Source organism: Bacillus cereus group sp. MYBK95-2 (assembly GCF_051915225.1).
Classification (GTDB): domain Bacteria; phylum Bacillota; class Bacilli; order Bacillales; family Bacillaceae_G; genus Bacillus_A; species Bacillus_A cereus.
The window spans coordinates 291,600-314,995 of sequence record NZ_JBQAEH010000006.1 but is presented as its reverse complement, the minus strand read 5'-3'; the positions used below and the strand labels follow the sequence as shown (position 1 = coordinate 314,995).

The following is a 23,396-nucleotide window of genomic DNA, read 5'->3' as shown; positions in this document are numbered from 1 at the left end:
TACTGATAGATCTGAAACGTTTGCTTTTCCATCTTTATCTGTCGTTACTTCTGTTACTACTTTGCCTTTGTCGTCTTGAACTTCGAAGACTACGCCTTCTAATACTTTTTGACTATATTTATCTACTTTTGTTACTTCCACATTTCCCTTGTCTAACATTTCGTTTTCTACTGTTAAAGCAAGAGATTTTGTCATGCCTTTTTCAATTTGGAAAGTAATCGGATCTACTAATTGTTTATACCCTTTTGGTGCCTTTACTTCTACTAACTTGTATGTGCCGACTGATAAATTAGTAACTTGTGCTTGTCCTTTTTTATCTGTCGTTATTTTAGCGACTACTTGTCCTGCTTCATCTTGAATCTCAAATACTGCATCAGCTAAAGCATCTTTATTTTCTTTATCTACTTTTGTAATTTCTACATTTCCTGTATCCACTAATTCATTTTCTACTGTTAGCTTTAGCGCTGTTACTCTACCCTTTTCAATTTCGAATGAAATTGGCTTTTCTAGTGGTTTGTATCCTGCCGGTGTTTCTACTTCTACTAACTCATACTTTCCAATAGGTAAATCTGAAACGTTTGCTTTTCCTTCTTTATCCGTCGTTACTTTTGCAACTACTTTTCCTTTTGAATCACGTACTTCAAATACAACATTTTCTAATGGAGCTTTACTATCTTTATCTATTTTTGTTATCTCTACATTCCCTGTATCCACCATTTCATTTTCTACTTTCAATGATAGGACCTCGGTCATGCCTTTTTTGATTTCAAATGATACTGGTTTTTCTAACTTTTTATAACCAGGTAAACTTTCTACCTCTACTAATTCATACTTTCCTACAGGTAAATCTGAAACATTTGCTTTTCCTTCTTTATCTGTCGTTACTTTCGTAACTTCCTTACCCTTTTCATCTTGTACGATGAATGTTACTCCCGCTAACGGTGCTTTATTATCTTTATCTATCTTTGTTATCTCTATATTTCCCGTATCTACCATTTCATTTTCTATTTTTAATGATACGATCTCGGTCATACCTTTTGTAATTTCAAACGATACTGGCTCTGTTAATTTCTTATAGCCTGGTAAACTTTCTTTCTCTACTAATTTGTACTTTCCTACTGATAGATCTGAGATTTTTGCTTTACCATCTTTATCTGTTTTTACTTCCTTTACTACTGTTCCAGCTTCATCTTGCACTTCAAAGACTACGCCTTTTAATGCTTTTTTGCTGTCTTTATCTATTTTTGTAATTTCTACTGAACCTTTATCTAACTGTTCATTTTCTACTTTCAACGATAGGACTGTTGTCATACCTTTTGTAATTTCGAATGATACTGAATCTGTTAGCTTTTTGTAGCCTGGTAAACTTTTCGTCTCTACTAATTTGTACTTCCCTACTGATAAATCAGAGATTTTTGCTTTACCATCTTTATCTGTTTTTACTTCTGTTACTACTTTGCCTTGCTCATCTTGCACTTCGAAGACTACGCCTTCTAGTACTTTTTGGCTATCTTTATCTATTTTTGTAATTTCTACTGAGCCTTTGTCTAACTGCTCATTTTCTACTTTTATTGCTAAAGCTTTTGTCATACCTTTTTTTATTTCAAATGGTACTGGTTCTGTTAGCTTTTTATAACCTGGTAAGCTTTTTGTCTCTACTAATTTGTACTTTCCTACTGATAGATCTGAAACGTTTGCTTTTCCATCTTTATCTGTTACTACTTTTCTTACTACTTCATCTTTCTCATCTTGGACTTCAAATTCGACACCCGCTAATACTGCTCCGTTTTCTTTGTCCACTTTTGTAATTTCTATATTACCTTTGTCTACCATTGCATTTTCCACTTGTATTGGGAATATGCCGTCCCCTGTTACATTTACTTCGAACTCTGCTTCTTTTAATTGGTAGCCTTCAGGCGCTTTCGTTTCTTTTAAAATATATTTCCCTGGTGCTAACGGTTTAGAGATTGCCTTACCATCTTTATCTGTAACAATATGTTCGACTACTACACCGTCTTTTACTATATCAAACTCTGCATTTGCTAATGGTTTTTCACCATTTTCCGAATCAATTTTCTTTACTTCAATTTGACCCTTTTGCATAGTATTTTTAATTTCAATTGTTTTTGTTTCTCCAGCTTGAAGTGTAACCTCTACTGGTTCTTTTAATTTTTGATATCCTTCTGGTGCTACTGTTTCATAAACTTTATACGTTCCAGGAGCTAAAGTTTGAGGTACTGAAAAACCTTTTTCGTCCGTTTTCAGTTTTGCAACAACTTCATTTGCACTATTTCGAACTTCAAATTCGGCACCTTTTAACCCTTTGTTCAGATCCTCAGAATCTATTTTATGAATCGATACTGTACCGTCTTTTGGAGCTTCAGGCGGCGTAATAGTTACTTCTTTTGATGTTAATGTTTTATCATCAAAATGTAATTCCGCTTTATTAGGAATCTTCTTATCTACGTAAGAAGATAAGTCTGCATTATTTTTAATTTTCGCCTTGATACTAAGATTGATTCTCTGGTCTTCATATGACTTATAGTCAAAATTCTCACCAAACGTAAATGTTACTTCACTTCTTTGCTTATCTATCTTTAACGTCCCTTTAGAAGTAATATCTTGGCCATTTTGATCATATACTTTTGCCTCTAATACTTCTAAAACATCTTCTAAATCATCACGAATTACCATTGATGTGTATTTAGGAGGATCGTTCGGTATATGTGTACCAACTTGGTATTGAATCACTTGATCCATTTGTGTTAGCTGCTCATTCTCTACAAGCTTGCCATTCTCATCAACTATATTTTTTTCAATACTAGGTGGATTATCGTCACCTGAACCGGTTCCCCCTCCACCACTTACGAATACTTGTCCTACTTTTTCTTCAGTTTTAATATTTTTACCTTCTAATTTCACAGTATTTTTATGAGGCTTTGCAGAAGGATTAGTAATCTTTGTTTTATATCTTAAAATATAACCTTTTGAACTGTCTGGAAACTCAATTGTAAATCCAGCCTTTGTTGCATTAATTTTAATGTTAGATAAATCTGCTGGCTTAATATTTGTTGGTGCATAACCATCTTCAAATACAGCCTCTTCTAATACTACGCTGTCTGTAATTAACTCATGCCCAGGTCCTAATGTATCTGTTAATTTAAGATCTTGCATTTCTGTTCCAGTTGCATTTACATATACAAGCCAATCAGCAATCGAAGGATCTTCTTGATTATAAGAACCCCATTTCAATAGATTATCTGTATTGGGCTGTGGCTTCGGTCTCTCTGTCGTATTACTTACATTTACTTCTTTATTGACGATTTGACCATCAACGTTAAATTCTAATGGAATTTCTTTAACACCATCATATGCTTCTAGACCAAAGTAGAATTCTACGAATAAAGAACCTTTAATGTTATTCTTTCCTTCTACGTAATCCCCCATAGTACACGTTAATAGACCCTTTTTCATCTCACATGTACCAACTATTTTTCCTTCAGCATCTTTTAAAGGAAAACTCATATTCATAAGGTCTTTTCGAAACTCTTTTGGCATATCAATTGTGAATTGATCTCCACTTTTTATTTTTTCTTTAGCTGACCACTTCACTTCTACTTTCATACCATCTGAGGCTTGATACGGTTCAGATGTCGTGCCATCAGTACGGGAAATATTAATTTCGTCCACTGGACTTTTCATCACAGCAGCTTGAATAACTGGAGCCCACACATTCAGCACTGAAAATAATACTAGAAAAACTAATGAAACCATTGAAATATGTCTTTTAGTACTTTTCATTTGCATAGTTCCCTCCTATTTTTTATATTTATATAACAAAAAAAGACCGTCCGGTTGCATCAAAAATGTGCAACCAGACGATCTTAGTAACCAATATGTATTACCGTAGACTCTAAGCTTTGCGGCCTATCCTTTCGAATAGTGTGCTAAAAATATCTTTTATTCTTTTTTTGTTTCATTTTCCTCTTAAACCAAATATTACTATACCGTCTGGACGGTTATAATTCAATACTCTATAAAATTGTTCTATTTTTCTAATAAAAAAAATAATTCACCACTACATTAAAGAAGCAACGGTGAATTATTTTCACATTATATAGTTCGTATATTCTATTTATATGAATTCCTAATAAGAGCTTGAATCACTTTTTCTCTTAACTCGGGGCTTAGTCTTCCAACCCCTAAATATTCCGAATACCATAATCCATCTGCTGCTAATCTAATAATTGTTGCACAAACTGCATCTATCTCATCGTTTTCTATATTCTTTTGCAGTTGCTGAAATGATTGTTGTAATGGCTCAAGTAATTCAGGTTTTAACATGAATGCTGCCATCATACTACTAGATAACTCTTCTGTTCTTCTCTCATTATTTAATCTTTCCTCTACAAAAGAGCGAACCCATCTCCCTTTCTTCTCTGCGTCTTCCGCTACTTTATTGTAAATGGCTCCCTCATAATCCTCTACCCCTCTGACTATCATACCTTCTATTAAAGCTTCTTTATTTGAAAAGTGATACAATAATCCACCTTTACTTACACCCGCCTCTTTTGCCACTGCTTCTAAGGTTAATTTAGCAACCCCTTTACATTGCACAATTTGAGAAGCGGCCGCCAAAATCTTTTGCCGCGTTATGCTTATACTCATTCCTTTTTAAAACCCCATTTCTACTAAATTTATATAAATACGAATCTTATTTTTAATATTGTTGATTACTACTAAGTATTTTCTTTATACAACAAAAGCTTCATTACCTTTGAATTTTTAGTTACTTATTCTATTAAAAATTTCCATATCATTCAATATGATAACATTAAACACACAAAGCTGACTATACATCTATACTTTTGTATTTATTGAAAATATATCCATTAATAAAATTTACCAATTTAGTCCTTCTTATTACCTTATAAGACGGCAGTAATTCTTTCAGCACTAAATAAAAAATGTTATTACTCCCATTGAATTGAGTAATAACATTTCACTTAACAAATTCGCTGCCAACTAGCATCCTTCACATCTTCACTAGTCGGTTTTCTAACTAATCCAATAAAACATTCCTCGCAAGCACCAAATGCAATAAAATTTTTCTGTGCTTGTCTTAACGAGACTTCATTTGCACCGCCTTCAAAGTCAGGATCGTTAAACTGTACCTCATCATCTTCCCAGTAACATATATTACAAATTTCATATGTACCTGGTGGTTCTTCTTCTATTGTTCTATACCCGCAGCACGAACATGTATATTTCATTCTGTTACTCCATTATTCATTTCTTTTTTCTCCCATATATTCCGGCCCATAAAGAATGTCACAGCACAAATCATAGTTATCCCCATGAAAAATGTATTAGAATCTTCATATGTAGTTGGAATGCCTACCGTTACGAAAACAATACTAAAAGCTAAAAGTAGATATAATAATAAAGATATAATATAGCTGAGTTTAAATCGTAAAATGATACCTCTAAACAATAGCTCACCAAGTAGACAGCCACCTAAAATAATAGGTACTCCGAAATACAATGTAAGGACTCCCATTTGCGCAGTAGATTGAATTATCTTTCCAATTATGTTCGGCGAAACCAGCTCACTATTGTTTCCCATCCTATCATATAAATCAAGTGCTGTTGCTGAAATAAAGAAACTTAATATAGAAAATGAATACGGTATTAAAAATTTGCTCACTCTCATTCACCTCGCTTGTTTCTTTACATATATTATTCATTATTTTCGCATAAAAAAATAGCCCGTCTTCCGCGAAAGGCGAGCCGTTCCACTTAATTCTCACTTAACTTCTTCTTATACCAATCCTGCATTCTCTCCGCATCTTCTACTCTCGTATGCTCTATTTTGTAACTAGATGATGCACTCGAAAACTTATACGTACATAAATCCGCACGGCGCTGGAAATATGATTGTGTCTTCTCCATTGATTGGACGTGTCTTCTTCTAATAAGTCCTGTATATTTTCCGACGCTACGATAGACAAGTGTAATTTGTTCTCCGTTAACACTGTAACCATTTGTTTTAAATGTTGCGTATCCAAGTGTAAAGATAAGGATTGCGAGCGGTAGTAATGCCCACATGATGTAATACTTTTCAAAGTATATGCCTATTCCAGTAAGCGGGATTGCGAGCATAGCGAAAAAGATGAAACTATCAATGAGATAGCGGCGCAATGCTGCTTTTGGTAACGAAGTAATATTTGCATTCAGTTCGTATGGTAATTGTAAATGGGCGAGTAACTGTTGTACTCGATCTTTTCGAATGATTGGGTGCAGTGTAACCTTTTCTTTTTCGTCACCCATTCCTTTACTTTGAATGACTTCTACTTGCACAGCACAATAACCGAATGGTTGGCGTAAAATACTTTCTTTTATCGTAATACCTTGAATACGATGCAATTTTAGTACGAGCTCTTTTTTCTCAAGTAATCCTTGCGAAATGCGAACTTCGTCATTTCTTCGATTCACTGTGAAATCGCCATGTTTTAACGCGTAACCGATTGTAGATATAATCCAAGAAAGAACGAGTAACATGGCTACCATGAAAATCCAGCCATATATATCATGTTCCATTACATACGACTTTACGCCATTCTCTATCCATTTCGGAATGTACTCATCTACTTGGTGATAGACGAAAAAGATTAAAGAGAATAATAGTCCAAATTGACCAGATGTAACAGATGCTAATAAAATCTCTTTCCAAGTTAATTTATATTCTGTCGTTTGTTTTTCCTCTGTAACAATTGCTTTTTCTACTACATTTTCTGCTGCTTCGTCTAACGTTTTTTCTGCTTTCACTTCTGGAGTTGGCTCATTTAGCAAAGTAATAAGCTCCGCCGCTTCTTCTGCCGTAATTCCAGCTAAGCTAACTTCTGCTTCATCGCCCCCGCCAGCTGTTTCAATCTGAATTTTTTTCAAACCGAGCATTTGATATAGTACGTTAGAACTTGTATTAATCGTTTGAACACGTTCTTTATTTAAGTAGCTCTCCTTTTTCACGAAGAGACCTTGTTTCACATGTAATACGTTATTTTCAACCCAGTATGTTGTGTAATACCATTTTTCAAACGCTGAAAAAACGGTGAGTAAACCAAATGCAGCGGGAATTAAATACCAAAACGGGAACTTTCCGTTTAAGCTAAACATGAAAATAATGAGTGGTATAAAGTCTGTTATTTTTAACTCTAATAACATCGTGATTGGATGCTGCCTTTTATACATCCTCATCACTCACTTTCGCTAATTCTGCTATTTTCGTTTTCAACATTTCAGCTTCATACATCGTTAAACCTGGGATGCTATGAGAAGTTGCTGCTGTTGAAATGTGTAATTCTGCTAAGCCATATTTTCTCATAATTGGTCCTTGTTCAATCGTTACGTGCTGTACACGAATCATCGGCACTAATACACGCTTAACAACGAAAAGGCCATGCTGAATTTCAAGTTCTTCTTCATTTAGTTGGTAGCTGTAATAACGTTGACGTAGTTTCGGAAACGTAAAGTAATCAAACGGTGTATATACGATTGTTAATCCGATGAGCACATAGAAAATCCAAGCCCACCAATTAAACTTAATCATAAAGAAAAGATATGCAAAAATGACTATAATACTGATTCCTAGCTCAATTAAAGAACGCGCTTTCCACACCTTGACCATGTCAGGGTGAATTTCATTTTTCAATGAATCCATGTAACCACTCCAAATCTAGTAATCTAATATATGAATACTCTTAATCTACATTTTACATAACTTTACAGAAAATTGAAATTTAATCTTCTTTCTTCTCAGGAATAAAATATCCGAACCAAAGTAACCAAATGAAACCGATTAACTTCATCCAACTTCCATCCGCTTGAAAAGCTTCAATCATACCTGGTATTTTATAAATCCCAATAAATCCAAGAAAACCGAGCCACCAGTTTTTTTGCATTTTCATCTTTACTCCTCCTTCATGACGTTTTTCACATTTCGAATCCAAATTTCTTTATACTTTAAATGGAATCCCATGAGCATATAGTTGCTCATATTATCGATCACAAGCGCTAGCGTATGAGCATTTTCTTCCGTTTCATGTTGTGACACAACGCCCAGTCTCGCGCCTTTCTTCAATAAATCGTGGAAACCATGCAAAAAATCCTCTTGTATTTCAAATAAACGTTTCTGATACTTTTCATTTCGTGATGCAGTTACGATAAATTCATTGATAACGCGTAGTATTCCTTCTTGCCCTTCATACTCAGAGAGCATATGTAAACCATCTGCGATTAGCTTTTCTGCAAAGTTTTCTTTCGTATACCGCTCTTCATTAAAGTACTTTGTAAAATGATAATCAGAAAAAATCTCTTCAAATAAAAAATCAACTAACGCTTCTTTAGAAGAAAAATGATAGTAAATAGCCGGTTTTGAAATACCTACCTCTTTCGCAATCATGGAAAGACTCATCTTCTCAATGCCGTGTTCTGCCATAAGTTTAAATGATGCCTCTACAATGTTCTGCGATGTTTGTAAATTCTTCGTCATACTGTACCTCACTTATTTTTACTTACCGGTCGGTAAGTAAATTATAAAACAAAACGAAATGATTTTCAATTTAGTTAGCACTACAGAAGGTATTTATTGGAAAATACAGAAAGTTATAAAGTAAAAGCAACATATAACAATAAGGAGGATATCATATGGGACTTGGTGGTAATGGCGGTAGTGGTGGTAATGGCGGCGGTGAAGCGGGACAAGCTGGTAAGAGCGGATTTTCATTAATCATTGTACTTTTTATCGTATTGATTATAGTTGGAATTAGCTATATCGGACTTAGCTTCTAAGAAAAGGCGTCCTACATTACATATGTAGGACGCCTTGTTTTTAATCCCTATTCAGCAATCGCATACGATAGCAATTCATCGTCACTTCTCCAAGCCTTTGCAGTAATTGATAGTTCGCATATGCGCCGACTGGGGCACCGATTACTGGGACGAGCTGAAGCATTTTCGCTAAATCAATATAGTCTCGGTACTCTGTTTGGAACTTTTCCCAGTCCATATGATTTTCTTTTTCTGTATCCCACGTTTCGATTGCTTTCCATATTTCTTTTCTGTGATCGTCACTTGAAAAGGCAAGTTGGAAAACGTGAAGGATAAAAAGACGCTCTTCTTGTTTACTCGTATCAAATCCGTACAATGTCGCTGCATCGAATAAAAATTTAATTTTAATTGTAAGTAAAAGCGGAAAGTCAGCAAGACCGAGGAGAATACCACCAGCTCCAGTCCCTGCTCCTTCTGCCGCTGCTATTTTTTTGTACTCATCCATTTTTTTACGAACTTCATCGTCACGTCTTTGCAGTGACCATGTCGTCTCTTTTAGCTTCGGCTTTATAAAGTTTGACCCGGCGCTAATCGTTTGCACCATCATACGAATCGTCTCTGTTAGTACCTTTTGTACTTTCGCCGGAATGAGCTGTTGCACCTTCGTCTGCACTTTTTTGGAGAACCGTGTCATCATAGAAGAATCTTTCATGAATGTAGCTTTCCACTGCTCCAATTCTTTTATAACCTTCTCTTCGTATGTAATCATAGGTTCATTCCTTTCAATTTAAACGCTCAATGCGCTTCGCCCCGTATTGGTAAACGAAACCGATACTAAATAATATGCTTACGATAAGTAAAATTCCTGTCATCATGAAATCTTTCGTTGCTAGTGCAAATATAATTGTAAATATAACGCTACCTGTAATAAGAATTGCATTTAATAAAGTAAGAAAATCTTTCTTCTTCTCTTCTCCGCCTACTGGGTACAAATCAAGCCAAATTTTCATGCGGTGATGTTTCCATAAAGTTAATAGCTGATAACCGATTAAGTATAGGAAGATAAGGCTTACGATAAATCGTCCATATAAAAATGGAATGAAGTAAAGAATAACTCCGCCTAGAGCGAGCAGGCGCACATATAATCCAAAATAGTTACCTGATCTTAAAAATGTTCTCGTATATAAGTATAAATATGTACGCTTTTCGCCGATTATCGAAAGAATGAAATCCAGCCATTTTCGGCGAGATACTCTTTCTTTTAATGCTGGTACATCAACGAACATATTCGCGATGCGGTACAGCAGCATCATCTTCTTACCTTCTTCGGAAATTAAATACTCCCAGTTTAGTGGCTTTCCTTTGACCATTTGATGCATGATAGCAAGGTATAACACCATGAGAAGGACGATTCCACCAATGAAAAGAACTGAAGTACGTTCTACAAGGAAATATACAAATAAACCGTTTAGGATAAAACGAATAAACCAATCAGCCCTTTGTATATTTTGATCTGTTAAAAATGACTTTTCCCACGCTACAAATAAATTCCACGCTTTTACAATGACAAATGCGAGTACGATCCATATGTAGCCAGCTCCTGTTTGCTTCATTTGTTGGAAGTATAACGGAGCAAGCGCAGCTGCTACGATTGCGATTATGTATAACTGAATCATAAATGTAAAAAGAAATGCCTTTGTGAAGTAAGGTTTTAACTTTTCTTCAACTGGCAGTAAGTAAACGAGATCCGCTTCTTTTAATAACGTTTGAATGGATCCAGCCGTTAACACGAGTCCAATTAATACTGCCATTACGAGCGCAGTTGGAAACGAAGTTGTTAACGTTTGTAACCATTGCTGGTAATAATACGCTCCCGCACCGATGATGAACACGAAAATAAATTTCAAATGATCATTAAATACGTATTTACTATATGTACGAACTTCTTTTAGAAATTGACGAAATCGTTCTTTCCATAACGCTGTGCTATTCATAATCTTCTTCCTTCGTTAATGCAATGTAAATATCATCTAACGTTGCACCTGGCATATTAAACTGTGATTGCAGTTCAGATAGAGTTCCCTTCGCTCTTACTTCACCTTGATGCAAAATAATGAACGAATCACAATAACGCTCTGCCGTCGCTAAAATATGTGTGCTCATTAAAATACCGGCACCACTCTTTTTCATTTGGTCCATCATTTGAAGAAGGGATTGAATCGCTAACGGGTCTAATCCAACGAAAGGTTCATCTACTATGTAAAGAGATGGCTCCACTAAAAATGCGCTCATAATCATTACTTTTTGTTTCATCCCTTTTGAGAAATGAGATGGAAACCATTTTAAACGATTTTTCATACGAAACTCTTGTAGTAGTTGTCCTACACGTTCTTCATATTGTTTTTCATCCACGCCATACGCCATAGCTGTTAATTTCAAATGCTCTTCTAACGTTAATTCATCATATAATACCGGCGTTTCCGGAATAAATGAAAAGCTAGAACGGTACGCTGTCATATCATCACGAATTGTTTTCCCATTAATTGTGACAGTTCCTTTTTTCGGTTCCATTAAACCGATAATATGTTTAATCGTCGTACTTTTACCAGCTCCATTTAAACCGATTAAGCCGACAAGTTCGCCTTTATTAACAGAGAACGAAACGTCTTTTAATACAGGTCGTTTCGTATATCCTCCTGTAACATTTTCTACACGCAATAACTCGCTCATACGACACCACTTTCTTCATTAGTATTCATTCTATATTCATCTTACCAAAAATTATGCTGTACTACATAGTATCCATGTACTCAAAAAAAATTTTAAAATTTATTAGCATATATTTTCCCGAAAGCGGACATCATAATTATTGAAGAAGGAACACATTGAAAAAGCAACCACCAATTGATGAGTACAACAACATAGTGAAGTCATCATGAAATGGGGTGTCCAAGTTGGACAATGAAATTTACACATAACCAGATCATTTGTTTCATTTTCGAAACGGGGTGTCTCTGAAAGAGCATATACTGTTTTAAAAAATAAACAATTTCATTTAAAAAAGATTGCAATTCATTTCACTTGAAAATGGGGTGTCTACGGCAGAAACTTTAGCCGATTTACCGTGCATTTCTTAAATAAATGAGGTGTCTGCGAAACGTAAATTACGATAATGCTTTTTCAATCCCTCTTCAGAAAACAGGAAGCTGAGTCAGCTTCCTGTTTTTCGTGTTTGTTCTCTTATGTAATTATGGTAAAATACGGCTAAGGATATTTGAAAGGATGAGATCAATGAATCATACAGCAGACAATTGTATTTTTTGTAAAATCATTGACGGGCAAATCTCTTGCTCAAAAGTATACGAAGATGAACATGTGCTTGCATTTTTAGATATTAGTCAAGTAACAAAAGGACATACTCTTGTTATTCCGAAAGTTCACAAACAAGACATTTTTGCGTTAACGCCAGAAATCGCATCACATATTTTTTCTGTCGTTCCAAAAATCGCAAATGCGATTAAAGCAGAGTTTAATCCAGTTGGCTTTAACCTACTTAACAATAATGGTGAAAAAGCTGGACAAACTGTGTTCCACTTCCACCTTCATTTAATTCCACGCTACGGTGAAAAAGATGGTTTCGGTGCTGTTTGGAAATCACACCAAAATGAATACACTATGGAAAATTTACAAAACATCGCAAGTACAATTGCAAATAGTGTGAAATAATGACACTATAAGAAGGCGTAATACATAACAAGCCACTTCCCTGAAGTCATCAAATTCCGCATGGCTTGTTTCTTCACCTAAAATGCTCAGGGATGATTGTTTGTGCATAGCACATATAAGAAAGATATGCATATTTTTTCACATCATGAATACGAACAAAAAATAAGGAGGTCTCCTTTTATGTCAAAAGCTAAATCCTTTATTACAGGTGTTATTTGCGGCGGAGCAGTTGCTGGACTAGCCGTTCTTTTCTCAACTCCTTCTTCTGGTAAAGACATGCGCGGCAAGTTAAAAGAAAAAGGAAATGATATTAAAAAGACTTTAGCTGATATTACAGCTGATACGAAATTATTAAAGCGTCAAATTGTTGAAACTGCTTCAGAAGGTAAAGAAGTGTTTCAAGAACTAAAAGATGACATGCAAGACACGCTTTCTAATTGGAAACAAGATATTTCTCAAAACAAGCGCCATATTGAGAAAGAAATTTTGGACATCCAAAAGTCAATTGAGAAACTGCAAGAAGCTGTTCCAGAAAAAGCGTAAACAAATTCCTGCTTAGTTTTTTGCATATAACAAATATTTTTTATATAAATTGACCTTGACACGGCATATCGTATAGATATGCCGTGTTTTTATGCATTTACAATATATGTTATCAATTAACATGTAAGGACAACGCATGTATTCACGACTCATAAAACGCTTCCATAGTTATGCATGATTTGTATAGAATGTCATTTTGTTAAAAAATTTTCACAATTCTTACAAAAAGACTTTATTAATTTTTATTTTACTGGCATAATAGATAGTAATGAAAAAGAATGTTAAAGTGGGTGAGTAAATGAAAAGTGGAGAAAAAGATTACTCGGTAAAAGAAGCGATGATTTTCAGCCAACGCATTGCTCAATTATCGAAAGCGTTATGGAAATGTGTAGAGAAAGATTGGCAGCAGTGGATTAAACCTTACGATTTAAATATTAATGAACATCATATTTTAACAATCGCTTATCATTTAAAAGGGGCTTCTATTTCTGAGATTGCTAAGTTTGGAGTTATGCACGTATCAACGGCATTTAACTTCTCTAAAAAGCTAGAAGAACGCGGCTATCTTGTATTCTCAAAAAAGGAAGATGATAAACGAAATACGTACATTGAAATTACAGACAAAGGGGAAGAATTACTACTTCGCTTAATGGAGGAGTATGATCCTGAAAATAATTCAGTGTTTAATGGGGCTCTTGCACTTCGTAATTTTTATGGGAAGTTCCCAGAAAATATCGAACTGATTGCAATCCTGCGTAATATTTACGGACAAGACTTTATCGATATTTTTGAGAAATCATTAGAAGATATTGAAGAGAACTTTACAGAATCCGATCAAAAGTTAGTTAAGAAATAATCTATTTATTTTTTCGCAATCATGCTTAAGAATTCATTCATAAGCGGCTTAAATAAACCTTGTTTTGCTAGCGCTTCCGCAGTTTCGTGTACTTCGAGCTGATGTGGAAGCGCTTTTTCAAATTGATCTAACAGCGCATCGAACAAAAGAAGCCCTTCTGCTTTCTCCACTACATATTGCTCGTTCAGTTTTTCACAAAGATTTAGTATACGTTCAATATCTTTTTTACGAGCTTTTTTCTTTATGATCAAAGAATAAAATGGACACTTCTCTTCATCAATCATTTTAAATAGTAGGTCTACATAGTATTCAGCTTGTTCTAATCTTCTAACAACGTCCATTTTCTCCCTCACTTTCTAACACAAAGTCTTCTATTTCTGAATTTTGTAACACGAACAAAATATCGTGTGATACAATATATGTATATGTATTTTAGCCAAAAGGAGGTCTCGCCTCATGACACTTATAACAGTTGTTTTTGTCGCATTTGCACTTCTTGTTATATTTTACACGAATTTCATGACACATACACTGTGTGAACGAAAACAAATAGCTGCGAGCCGCCAGCCCGGTGTCTTTCGGGTTATTAATGTATGTATAACAATTTTATTAATTTCTAGTTATATAGAAATTATATTTCATGGAAAGTGAGGAAGGAAAGCCCCTTCCTCACTTTTTTCCTCTATAAGCAAATTATACCTACAATAACCAATAAAATAAACAGTACAAGTAATAAAATAAGTTGAGAATTCATCCCCATCCCCTCCTCTATTCTGTATATGCGGCATACGCCCAATATGGCACACTTTCAAAATCTGACACGTGCTGGTTAATTTTTCTTTATCAATATGAAAACGGTTCGAAATATGATATATTAAATTTTGTACATATTGCTTATACTATAGAACAAAACATTCATCAAAACTTTATCCTCAGCCTCGGTAAGCCCTGTTAAGCGCGCTTTACCAATATAAAAAGCAAAAGTATCAGTGAGACTTAATCGGGCTCTTATGAACTAAAATTCATTGGTATAGGATAAATTAAAAATACATAATAGTAGGAGTGTTTATCGAATGAAGAAAGCTATGCTTGCCTTAGCCGCAACAAGTGTAATCGCACTATCAGCTTGTGGAACATCATCATCAGACAAAATTGTTACATCTAAAGCTGGTGACATTACAAAAGAAGAATTCTACGATCAAATGAAGACACAAGCTGGTAAACAAGTACTAAACAACATGGTTATGGAAAAAGTACTTATTAAAAACTACAAAGTTGAAGACAAAGATGTAGACAAAAAGTTCGATGAAATGAAAAAACAATACGGTGATCAATTCGATACACTATTAAAACAACAAGGTATTAAAGAAGAAACGATAAAAACTGGTGTGCGTGCTCAATTAGCTCAAGAAAAAGCTATCGAGAAAACAATCACTGATAAAGAACTAAAAGAAAACTACAAGCCTGAAATTAAAGCAAGCCACATTCTTGTAAAAGATGAAGCTACTGCGAAAAAGGTAAAAGAAGAACTTGGACAAGGTAAATCTTTCGAAGAGTTAGCGAAACAATACTCTGAAGATACTGGTTCAAAAGAAAAAGGCGGAGACCTTGGCTACTTTACTGCTGGTAAAATGGTTAAAGAATTCGAAGATGCTGCTTACAAGCTGAAAAAAGATGAAGTAAGCGAACCTGTGAAATCACAATTCGGTTACCACATCATTAAAGTAACAGACATTAAAGAACAAAAACCATTTGATGAAGTAAAAGGCGACATCAAAAAAGATCTAGTTCAGAAGAAAGCACAAGATGCTGCATTCATGAATGATCTTATGATGAAAGAAATCAAAAAAGCTGACGTAAAAGTTGACGATAAAGATTTAAAAGATCTTTTCGAAGAGAAAAAAGCTGACGATAAAAAAGAAGAAAAGAAATAATGAAGTAAAAAGCTTGGGCTTAGGCCCGAGCTTTTTTATGTATCCTCTTCGTTAACGAAAGTTTATTTTTTCATTCGTTTAACTAAAACCATCTTTTATGCATTTCACTTAAAAACATTTCTGTAATTTTAAATCCAGAACTTTCTCCTATAATAGAGTCAATCCCGCAATGCGGACAAACTGCTGTGTTATCATCATCCCACCACTCTGTAATTTTTTTTGGATGAAAAATTTCTAAACAATAGAAACAACCACATATAACATCCTTTTCTAAGTGCTTTCTATTACGAGAACAAAAACGATGCGCTTCCTCAAAATATTTTTGCATCAGTATCCCCCTATTCCTGATTTTCTTCTTTGCTTTACTTACATTCTCCTCAATAAAATTGCAATTCTTCCTTAAAGAAAAACACAAAAAAACCTTGATCCACGCCACGCAGAACCAAGGTTTATCTTATTATCATTGATTAAATTCAAAAACTATGTTAAATTAGTACAGAAACACGTTTTCTAAAATGAAAGGAACGTATTTATCCGTATTTTAATTGTACACCAAAACACATCTTCAGTCAACCTCTATTTTTCACTTTTAAAGGAGTGCTTACCGTATGAACAAAAAACTTGATTTAGAGCAAAAAAGATTGGATACCGTAATCGAGACAATTACGGAGCAAATTGATAAACTGGAAAACGAAACTGGCAGACGCCGGGCAGAAGTAATCAATATTCGTAAACACTTTTGGGATGATGTGAAAGTGAACACGGATACTTTTGATGATTATCTTGAAACAGTTATCAACTTAAGACAACAAGCTCAGTCACTAGCTGTCACACAAATTACCCATAAGCACACCTTTAATCGACTTGCCGCATTAAGACGCATGCATAAAGCACCTTATTTCGGACGAATTGATTTCAAAGAAGAAGGCGAACCTAGCGCAGAGCAAATTTATATTGGCGTTGCTACACTTACTGATGCTAGCGGAGAAAACTTTCTTATATATGACTGGCGCGCACCCATTTCGAGTGTATACTACGATTATCCACCAGGACCGGCTGAATACAGTACACCAGAAGGCGTAATTCACGGCAATGTGGAGAAAAAATTACAATACATTATTCAAAATGGCGAGATTGATTCTATGTTCGATACGAGCCTTACAATTGGCGATGAAATCTTGCAACAAGCGCTCGGAAAAGGTACGAACAAACATATGCAAAGTATCGTCGCTACAATTCAGCGTGAACAAAATGAAATTATTCGTCACGATGAAGGCCGACTCCTTATCGTGCAAGGAGCTGCTGGTAGTGGTAAAACGTCAGCTGCCCTGCAGCGAATCGCCTACTTACTATATAAATATCGCGAATGGCTAAAAGCGGATCAAATTATTCTCTTCTCCCCTAACTCTATGTTCAATAGCTACGTTTCTAACGTACTACCTGAACTCGGTGAAGAAAATATGCAGCAAGTGACATTCCAAGAATATTTAAATCATAGACTGAGTAAGTCATTTGATGTTGAAGACCCTTATGAGCAATTGGAATATATGTTAACTGAAACGAATAGCCCTACCTATAAAACGAGAAATGCGAGCATCCGATTTAAAGCATCCACTCAATTTTTCGAGATGATTAGAGCGTACAGACAATCTCTTGAATCTTCAGGCATGCTATTTAGAGGAATGAAATTTAGAGGAAAACTGATTGCCTCAGCTAAAGAAATTACAGAGCAATTTTATAATACTGACTCCTCCCTCCGCTTCCATAGTCGAATTGAGAAGTTAACGGATTGGCTAAATAAGCAAATAGATGCACTTGAAAAAGCAGAACTGAAAAAACCTTGGGTAGAAGAGGAAATTGAATTACTTAGTAAAGATGAATACCAAAAGGCTTATAAATATTTACAGAAAAAAGGCGAGTTTGACGACAACTCCTTTCAAGACTTTGAGAAAGAAACAAGAGTACTTGGGCGTATGATTGTCCGTAAAAAAATGAAGCCGCTTCGTAAAGGCGTTCAAACATTGCGTTTCATCAATTTCACAGGCATATATAAACAGCTCTTCACAGATGCATCATGGGTTCCTGGGGAAAAACCGAAAGAGTGGGATGACATTTGCTCATTAACAGTAAACATGCTTGATGAAGGAAAGCTATATTACGAGGATGCGACTCCATTTTTACTTTTAAAAGAATTAATTGAAGGCTTCCAAACGAACAGATCGATTAAACACGTACTCGTAGATGAAGCGCAAGATTACTCTCCGTTCCAGTTCGAGTTTTTAAAACGTCTCTTCCCTGCTGCAAGAATGACGGTACTCGGAGACTTTAACCAAGCGATATTTGCCCATGCGAGTGAAACGGTGAATTTCGATACACTTACGAATTTATACGGGCCAGACGAAACAAACGGCATTAACTTAACTCGTAGCTATCGCTCAACAAAACCGATTATTGAATTTACACGTGCTCTCGTACCGGAAGGGAAGAACATTCACGCCTTTGAACGTGACGGCGCGAAACCTACAGTGACGAAAGTAGCTAATCACAACGAACTACACGAACATATTACTGCTAAAGTTGCTGCACTACAAACAGAGCAGCACAATACGATCGCAATTATATGTAAATCTGCAACTGAAAGCGCCGCTGCCTACGAAGCACTTAATCATATCGAGAATATTAAACTTGTGAAAAGTAACTCAGCCGAGTATGAGCAAGGTATTGTCGTGATCCCTGCTTACTTAGCGAAAGGTATCGAATTTGATGCTGTTATTATTTACGATGCATCTAAAGATGTGTACAGTGATGAGAGCGTTCGTAGATTGTTCTATACTGCTTGTACGCGCGCAATGCATGAATTGCACCTTTATTGTGTTGGCGAGGTTAGTCCTTTTGTACTTGGGGCTGATTCGGATAGTTTTGAGCTTATAACAAAAACACCTTGATGATTCAAGGTGTTTTTCTCATTCTAATTGAAATATCCTTACGCCTATACACACTCAGCACAATCCCCATTATAAGCGCATGAAATACAGTCGGCGTTAATCCATAACTAATAAAAGGTAAGGATATAGCAGCAAGCGGCAATAATCCTAGTATCATTCCAACATTATAAATGAACTGGAATACAAAAAGAGTCAATCCACCAACGAGAAGCAATTTACCGTACCGATCATTTATTTTATAAGAGATGACTATTAATCTTGCTACAAAAAGAGAAAGAACAAAGACAAGAATTAACGCAAGCCAATACCCATAATAGTAAGTCAAACTTGCAAATACAAAATCAGTATCCGGAGCAGGGATGAATTTTGTATCTCCAGATGTACCAAACCAACCTGCTGATGACATTACCTCTTTTAATCGTATATACATAAATCCTGCGCCACCTGCATCACTCTCAGGATTTAAATACCCTAAAAGTCTATCTAAGTGGTATCCTGAAGACCATGATACGGATACCTTGATAACAAATAAACAAATAGGTACAATCGTAATAATCAACGACGTTTTCTTTCCTAGCTTACTCCACCAAAGCATAACGAATACCATCGTAATATAGATAAAAATTGACGAAAGGGTGGATACAATCAAAAATAAATACAAAGAAAATAAATATAAAACCACAAGATGTATAATCTTTAACCTACTATCATTAAAAAAAGAAGCCCAAGCTAGAAAAAAGAAAGGCACTGCCATTAGACAGTCAATTGCAATTGGGCCGATTTGTATTAACGATTCTCCAATCATTGAAGCGTTTGGAAAACAGTATAGCATTAACAGGACAACTACTCCGATTATATAAAACAACCATCCCATTCTCTCTAATTTCCGATAATCAAGTAACATCATTCCAATCGCTGTTACAACACCGAGAATAACAAATATCACCTTATTTATTATTACATCATTCGTATATCCAAAAACTAAAACCGGCAAAAACCCTAACCCCATAGCAGCCACTAATAAACCAATTAAGAACCAATCAACCTTTGGCTTATACAGTTTGTTAAGTTCTTCGCCAAGTTTGACCGGACTTCCCATTTGTTCAACGGCCTTATCTTCAGCAACTTCCTCACTTAATCCTTTATCCATCCACATATTCTTCGTCTGTTTCAAGTGAAAATCTAGTTCCGTTGCTACTAAGTCCTTCGCTTCTTTTGATTTAATATGGTTCGTAACTTCTTTTAAAAAACGCTCTCCTTTTTTGTTCATTTTTTTCTCACCCCTGTACTAAGCCTTTTAATATAAATCGTGCCTTCGTAGCATTCTTCTCTGCCTTTCGCAGCATCTTGTTTCCTTTATCATTTAATTGATAATATTTAGCTCCTGCGTGATCCCAGCTAGATTGGATAAAGCGATTCTGTTCTAAACGATGTAATAAAGTGTATAGAGACCCTTCATCACCTTCGAATTTTTGAATCCCTCTTCCTCTTAGTAACTGCATCAATTCATAACCTGTTTTTTCATTCATAAGAAGTTGTAACACTGCTAAAAGGATATCTTCTTCCTTTTCGGACGATTGTTTAATTTTTTCGCGCACCTGCTTCTGGTGTTGATCAGAAAAACTCAAATGTTTAAACGTTGTATTCTCCATTGATTTTCGCAAGCCTTTTAATCGATCTTCCATTTGATTATTCCTCCAATCCTTTCTTCAAAAGCTCCTTCGCTTTTTTCAGTCTCGTTTTTATCGTGTTTTCCTTTACGTCTATTACCATAGCAATCTCTTTAATTGATAATTCTTCATAATAAAATAGATAAATGACTTCTCGATATTTTATCGGTAAACTCATTACCGCAGAAGCAAGCCTACTATCCTCTGCATTTTGAATAACAGTTTGTTCCACACTTTCTTTTTGACTCTCCATATACGTAAAGTCACCCTCTGTAACGATAACTTTTTTGTTATACCAACTTTTTATATAGTCCTTACATTGATTGATCGCAATTCTCCATAACCACGTTTTCACATTCGATTTCCCTTTATATGTATGAAGAGATTTATAGCATTTCACAAATATATCTTGCGTTACATCCTCCGCAACCTCTTTATTATTCACATATGAATACACAAGCTGTAGGACTTCTTGTCCATACTTGTTCATTATTTCGCCGATAAGTTCCTCCTTATCTTCTATTTCAAATGCTTCTATCGTTAATTCATCCACATCATTTCCTCCTTCCCATATATTAGACGACGCACTGTATGGAAAAGTTTTATAAATACATAAAAAAATACGGATGGTAATGTCCATACCGTTTTTTTATGAATATTTATTTACTTCTTGTCCCCTGACACTAATGTTCTGCTTAAAAACAGGAATTTTCATCCATATGTCTTGTTCCCTATTTTAAAACATAATACAATTAATATGTAACTTAATAAGCTATAACTAGTAGGTGTGGCAATCATCTCTTCCATTTTGAAAAAAGGGGGAGGTGATAATATGATCGCGATGTTTGTAATTAAATTAGTGTATGGTATCCTAACCGGAGCTGGCGTTGTCATCGATAGAAGATACGTCGGTCCGTGGCTAATTTCTGTATACAAAAAAGCGAGAACCACCCTGCTTCGTGGAAAAGGTAAGGGCGGTTCTCGGCTAAAACGTTAATGTAATTGTCTTATAACCGCACCTACTACCACCACAATAGCAAGTTAGGTTACACAAGGCAGAAGTTTCTCAGGCTTCTGTCTTTTTTATTTTATGCAAAATTCACACTAAATACTCTATCATCATTGTAACACATTTTATTTATTTTTAGTCAAGAGAAAAACCCACCTAAAGGCTCCCCTTCAGGTGGGTTTCTATTTTACGCTAACGCAGCTGCCTGTTCTTGTTGATCGACAGGAATTACAGCATCTGTTAATGCTTTTTCTAGTTCAGCTGTATATTTCATTTGTTCTTCTTTGCTCCAGCCTAGTTTCGCAGCCATGTAGTTGATTACTGCTTCTTTCCACTCGTATACCCAGTGGATGTTGAAGAACACAGCGCCTCTGCGGCGTACGAAGAAGTCAACTGGTTTTGCTGTCATTTCGTAATCCATTGCGTATACAAGCGGGATTAGAACGTCTAGCGGCATGTTGTATTCTTTCGCTTCTTCTTTATGTTTTTTCGCTAAGTCGAACAGTACATCAACGTTAGAGCCGTAGAATTTCGCGAACTCTTCTGCTTGTGCTGTTGTTAAACCATATTTCGTACCTTCGCCAGCTTTTTTCGCAACGAATGCTGGGAATCCGTGTGAACCATCTACATGTCCACCAGAGATTGGCATATGTTTCGTGTCGCTCTTCGGATATGCGCTATGACCTTCTTTTTGTAGTAAGTTCGTTACATAGTCTACTACCATTTCAGCCATTTTGCGGTATCCAGTTAATTTACCACCTGCGATTGTAATTAAACCAGATTCAGAAGTCCAAATTTCATCTTTACGAGAAATTTCAGATGCGCTCTTACCTTCTTCATAAATTAACGGACGAACACCAGCCCAGCTTGATTCAATGTCTTTCTCTGTAATTTTCACACTTGGGAACATGTAGTTAATCGCATTAATGATGTATGTGCGATCTTCTGTTGTCATTTGTGGTACAGCTGCGTCTTTATCATAGAACGTATCTGTTGTACCTACGTATGTTTTTCCTCCACGAGGAATCGCGAACACCATACGTTTATCTGGTGTATCGAAGTAAATCGCTTGACCTAATGGGAAACGTTTTTGATCAATTACTAAGTGAACACCTTTTGATAACTGAAGTACTTTTCCTTTTTTCGAGTTATCTTTTTCACGAAGTGTATCTACCCAAGGGCCAGCTGCGTTTACAATTTTCTTACCGTAAACTTCGTATACTTCTCCGTCTAGTAAATCGATTACACGTACACCACATACTTTTCCATCTTTATATAAGAAACTGTCTACTTTTGCGTAGTTAACAGCTTTCGCACCATGCTCAATTGCTTCTTTCATTACTTCAATTGTAAGACGCGCATCGTCTGTACGATATTCTACGTAGTAACCGCCGCCTTTTAATCCTTCTTTTTTTACAAGAGGCTCTTTGTTTAGCGTTTCTTCACGGTTAAACATCTTTCTGCGCTCGCTTCGTTTTACACCTGCTAAGAAGTCGTATACACGAAGACCAATTGATGTACTAAATGATCCGAACGTACCGCCTGTATGGAACGGAAGTAACATCCACTCTGGTGTTGTTACATGGGGACCGTTCTCATATACGATCGCACGCTCTTTCCCCACCTCTGCTACCATTTTCACTTCAAGTTGTTTTAAATAACGTAGACCACCGTGTACAAGCTTCGTTGAACGACTTGATGTACCTGCTGCAAAGTCCTGCATTTCAAACACAATTGTTGATAACCCGCGTGTTGCTCCATCTAATGCAATACCAGAACCAGTAATACCTCCACCAATTACGATCACATCTAACTCTTGTTTATTTACTCCGTTTAATACGTCTTTACGTTGTTTACTTGAAAATTTCATGGTAATTCCTCCCT

General features: G+C 35.6%; 25 protein-coding genes and 1 riboswitch. Of the genes, 8 read left to right on the top strand and 17 right to left on the bottom strand.

What is annotated here, in order from left to right:
• From ACTFN4_RS21090 to ACTFN4_RS21055, 8 genes are all read right to left on the bottom strand, one after another.
• Positions 1 to 3,807 (bottom strand): SpaA isopeptide-forming pilin-related protein (locus ACTFN4_RS21090; protein WP_439962741.1); only part of this gene is annotated, 3,807 nt, incomplete at its 3' end.
• 59 nt (positions 3,808 to 3,866) lie between these two features.
• A riboswitch (cyclic di-GMP riboswitch) is annotated at positions 3,867 to 3,959 on the bottom strand.
• Between the two features lie 172 nt (positions 3,960 to 4,131).
• On the bottom strand, positions 4,132 to 4,668 hold the full coding sequence (locus ACTFN4_RS21085) for a TetR/AcrR family transcriptional regulator (protein ID WP_000028016.1): 537 nt from the start codon (positions 4,666 to 4,668) through the stop codon (positions 4,132 to 4,134).
• Positions 4,669 to 5,006: 338 nt separating this feature from the next.
• On the bottom strand, positions 5,007 to 5,273 hold the full coding sequence (locus ACTFN4_RS21080) for a CPCC family cysteine-rich protein (protein WP_000877844.1): 267 nt from the start codon (positions 5,271 to 5,273) through the stop codon (positions 5,007 to 5,009).
• Entirely contained in the window at positions 5,270 to 5,707 is a 438-nt protein-coding gene (locus ACTFN4_RS21075) for a hypothetical protein (RefSeq protein ID WP_000033012.1), read from the bottom strand. Before ACTFN4_RS21075 ends, ACTFN4_RS21080 begins: the two co-directional genes overlap by 4 nt.
• A gap of 92 nt (positions 5,708 to 5,799) precedes the next feature.
• The gene (locus ACTFN4_RS21070) at positions 5,800 to 7,251 is read right to left on the bottom strand and encodes a PH domain-containing protein (RefSeq protein ID WP_074553954.1); all 1,452 of its coding nucleotides are present in this window, start codon (positions 7,249 to 7,251) and stop codon (positions 5,800 to 5,802) included.
• The gene (locus ACTFN4_RS21065) at positions 7,244 to 7,720 is read right to left on the bottom strand and encodes a PH domain-containing protein (RefSeq protein WP_000377670.1); all 477 of its coding nucleotides are present in this window, start codon (positions 7,718 to 7,720) and stop codon (positions 7,244 to 7,246) included. The genes ACTFN4_RS21070 and ACTFN4_RS21065 overlap by 8 nt, the downstream gene beginning before the upstream one ends.
• Positions 7,721 to 7,799: 79 nt before the next feature.
• Positions 7,800 to 7,967 carry a hypothetical protein gene (locus ACTFN4_RS21060; protein ID WP_000783808.1) on the bottom strand — a complete coding sequence of 56 codons (168 nt, stop codon included), beginning with the start codon at positions 7,965 to 7,967 and terminating at the stop codon, positions 7,800 to 7,802.
• 2 nt (positions 7,968 to 7,969) lie between these two features.
• Complete coding sequence (locus tag ACTFN4_RS21055; protein ID WP_000164837.1) at positions 7,970 to 8,551, bottom strand: TetR/AcrR family transcriptional regulator; 582 nt, start codon at positions 8,549 to 8,551, stop codon at positions 7,970 to 7,972.
• A 155-nt stretch (positions 8,552 to 8,706) separates the two neighbouring features.
• On the opposite strand from ACTFN4_RS21055, the gene ACTFN4_RS21050 reads away from it, so the two are divergent.
• The gene (locus tag ACTFN4_RS21050) at positions 8,707 to 8,850 is read left to right on the top strand and encodes a YjcZ family sporulation protein (RefSeq protein ID WP_000522759.1); all 144 of its coding nucleotides are present in this window, start codon (positions 8,707 to 8,709) and stop codon (positions 8,848 to 8,850) included.
• Between the two features lie 40 nt (positions 8,851 to 8,890).
• Here ACTFN4_RS21050 and ecsC read toward each other — a convergent pair whose 3' ends face one another.
• From ecsC to ecsA, 3 genes are read right to left on the bottom strand one after another with little or no spacing between them, the layout of a single operon-like run.
• The gene (gene ecsC, locus ACTFN4_RS21045; protein ID WP_000634142.1) at positions 8,891 to 9,598 is read right to left on the bottom strand and encodes an ecs operon protein EcsC; all 708 of its coding nucleotides are present in this window, start codon (positions 9,596 to 9,598) and stop codon (positions 8,891 to 8,893) included.
• Between the two features lie 13 nt (positions 9,599 to 9,611).
• Complete coding sequence (gene ecsB / locus ACTFN4_RS21040; RefSeq protein ID WP_001089158.1) at positions 9,612 to 10,823, bottom strand: ABC transporter permease EcsB; 1,212 nt, start codon at positions 10,821 to 10,823, stop codon at positions 9,612 to 9,614.
• Entirely contained in the window at positions 10,816 to 11,559 is a 744-nt protein-coding gene (gene ecsA, locus ACTFN4_RS21035) for an ABC transporter ATP-binding protein EcsA (protein ID WP_001292603.1), read from the bottom strand. The genes ecsB and ecsA overlap by 8 nt, the downstream gene beginning before the upstream one ends.
• A gap of 561 nt (positions 11,560 to 12,120) precedes the next feature.
• On the opposite strand from ecsA, the gene ACTFN4_RS21030 reads away from it, so the two are divergent.
• The 3 genes from ACTFN4_RS21030 (at position 12,121) to ACTFN4_RS21020 (ending at position 13,954) form a co-directional block, all read left to right on the top strand.
• The gene (locus tag ACTFN4_RS21030) at positions 12,121 to 12,555 is read left to right on the top strand and encodes an HIT family protein (RefSeq protein WP_439962740.1); all 435 of its coding nucleotides are present in this window, start codon (positions 12,121 to 12,123) and stop codon (positions 12,553 to 12,555) included.
• 180 nt (positions 12,556 to 12,735) lie between these two features.
• Positions 12,736 to 13,098: a YtxH domain-containing protein gene (locus tag ACTFN4_RS21025; protein WP_000030302.1), complete on the top strand. Its 363-nt coding sequence runs from the start codon at positions 12,736 to 12,738 to the stop codon at positions 13,096 to 13,098.
• 298 nt (positions 13,099 to 13,396) lie between these two features.
• Positions 13,397 to 13,954 (top strand): HTH-type transcriptional regulator Hpr, encoded by a 558-nt coding sequence (locus ACTFN4_RS21020; protein ID WP_000834924.1) that lies wholly within the window; start codon positions 13,397 to 13,399, stop codon positions 13,952 to 13,954.
• A 5-nt stretch (positions 13,955 to 13,959) separates the two neighbouring features.
• Here the strand turns inward: ACTFN4_RS21020 and ACTFN4_RS21015 are convergent, their stop codons facing one another.
• Entirely contained in the window at positions 13,960 to 14,295 is a 336-nt protein-coding gene (locus ACTFN4_RS21015; RefSeq protein WP_000383655.1) for a DUF1878 family protein, read from the bottom strand.
• Between the two features lie 115 nt (positions 14,296 to 14,410).
• On the opposite strand from ACTFN4_RS21015, the gene ACTFN4_RS21010 reads away from it, so the two are divergent.
• Both ACTFN4_RS21010 and prsA read left to right on the top strand, forming a co-directional pair.
• Positions 14,411 to 14,605 (top strand): hypothetical protein, encoded by a 195-nt coding sequence (locus ACTFN4_RS21010; RefSeq protein WP_000172690.1) that lies wholly within the window; start codon positions 14,411 to 14,413, stop codon positions 14,603 to 14,605.
• 422 nt (positions 14,606 to 15,027) lie between these two features.
• Positions 15,028 to 15,888, top strand: a complete 861-nt coding sequence (prsA, locus tag ACTFN4_RS21005; RefSeq protein WP_000710058.1) for a peptidylprolyl isomerase PrsA — start codon at positions 15,028 to 15,030, stop codon at positions 15,886 to 15,888.
• A gap of 82 nt (positions 15,889 to 15,970) precedes the next feature.
• On the opposite strand, the gene ACTFN4_RS21000 is transcribed toward prsA, so the two are convergent.
• Positions 15,971 to 16,216: a hypothetical protein gene (locus tag ACTFN4_RS21000; protein ID WP_001174907.1), complete on the bottom strand. Its 246-nt coding sequence runs from the start codon at positions 16,214 to 16,216 to the stop codon at positions 15,971 to 15,973.
• 280 nt (positions 16,217 to 16,496) lie between these two features.
• On the opposite strand from ACTFN4_RS21000, the gene helD reads away from it, so the two are divergent.
• Positions 16,497 to 18,833, top strand: coding sequence for an RNA polymerase recycling motor HelD (gene helD / locus ACTFN4_RS20995; protein ID WP_439962739.1), 2,337 nt, complete (start codon positions 16,497 to 16,499; stop codon positions 18,831 to 18,833).
• Between the two features lie 4 nt (positions 18,834 to 18,837).
• Here helD and ACTFN4_RS20990 read toward each other — a convergent pair whose 3' ends face one another.
• From ACTFN4_RS20990 to ACTFN4_RS20980, 3 genes are read right to left on the bottom strand one after another with little or no spacing between them, the layout of a single operon-like run.
• Complete coding sequence (locus tag ACTFN4_RS20990) at positions 18,838 to 20,103, bottom strand: FtsW/RodA/SpoVE family cell cycle protein (RefSeq protein ID WP_439962738.1); 1,266 nt, start codon at positions 20,101 to 20,103, stop codon at positions 18,838 to 18,840.
• Positions 20,104 to 20,110: 7 nt separating this feature from the next.
• Complete coding sequence (locus ACTFN4_RS20985; protein ID WP_016124238.1) at positions 20,111 to 20,518, bottom strand: PadR family transcriptional regulator; 408 nt, start codon at positions 20,516 to 20,518, stop codon at positions 20,111 to 20,113.
• A 4-nt stretch (positions 20,519 to 20,522) separates the two neighbouring features.
• Positions 20,523 to 21,056 carry a sigma-70 family RNA polymerase sigma factor gene (locus ACTFN4_RS20980; RefSeq protein ID WP_088344450.1) on the bottom strand — a complete coding sequence of 178 codons (534 nt, stop codon included), beginning with the start codon at positions 21,054 to 21,056 and terminating at the stop codon, positions 20,523 to 20,525.
• A 279-nt stretch (positions 21,057 to 21,335) separates the two neighbouring features.
• On the opposite strand from ACTFN4_RS20980, the gene ACTFN4_RS20975 reads away from it, so the two are divergent.
• Positions 21,336 to 21,500, top strand: a complete 165-nt coding sequence (locus tag ACTFN4_RS20975) for a hypothetical protein (RefSeq protein ID WP_439962737.1) — start codon at positions 21,336 to 21,338, stop codon at positions 21,498 to 21,500.
• A gap of 199 nt (positions 21,501 to 21,699) precedes the next feature.
• Here the strand turns inward: ACTFN4_RS20975 and glpD are convergent, their stop codons facing one another.
• Entirely contained in the window at positions 21,700 to 23,382 is a 1,683-nt protein-coding gene (glpD, locus tag ACTFN4_RS20970) for an aerobic glycerol-3-phosphate dehydrogenase (protein ID WP_000672833.1), read from the bottom strand.
• Between the last annotated feature and the right edge of the window lie 14 nt (positions 23,383 to 23,396).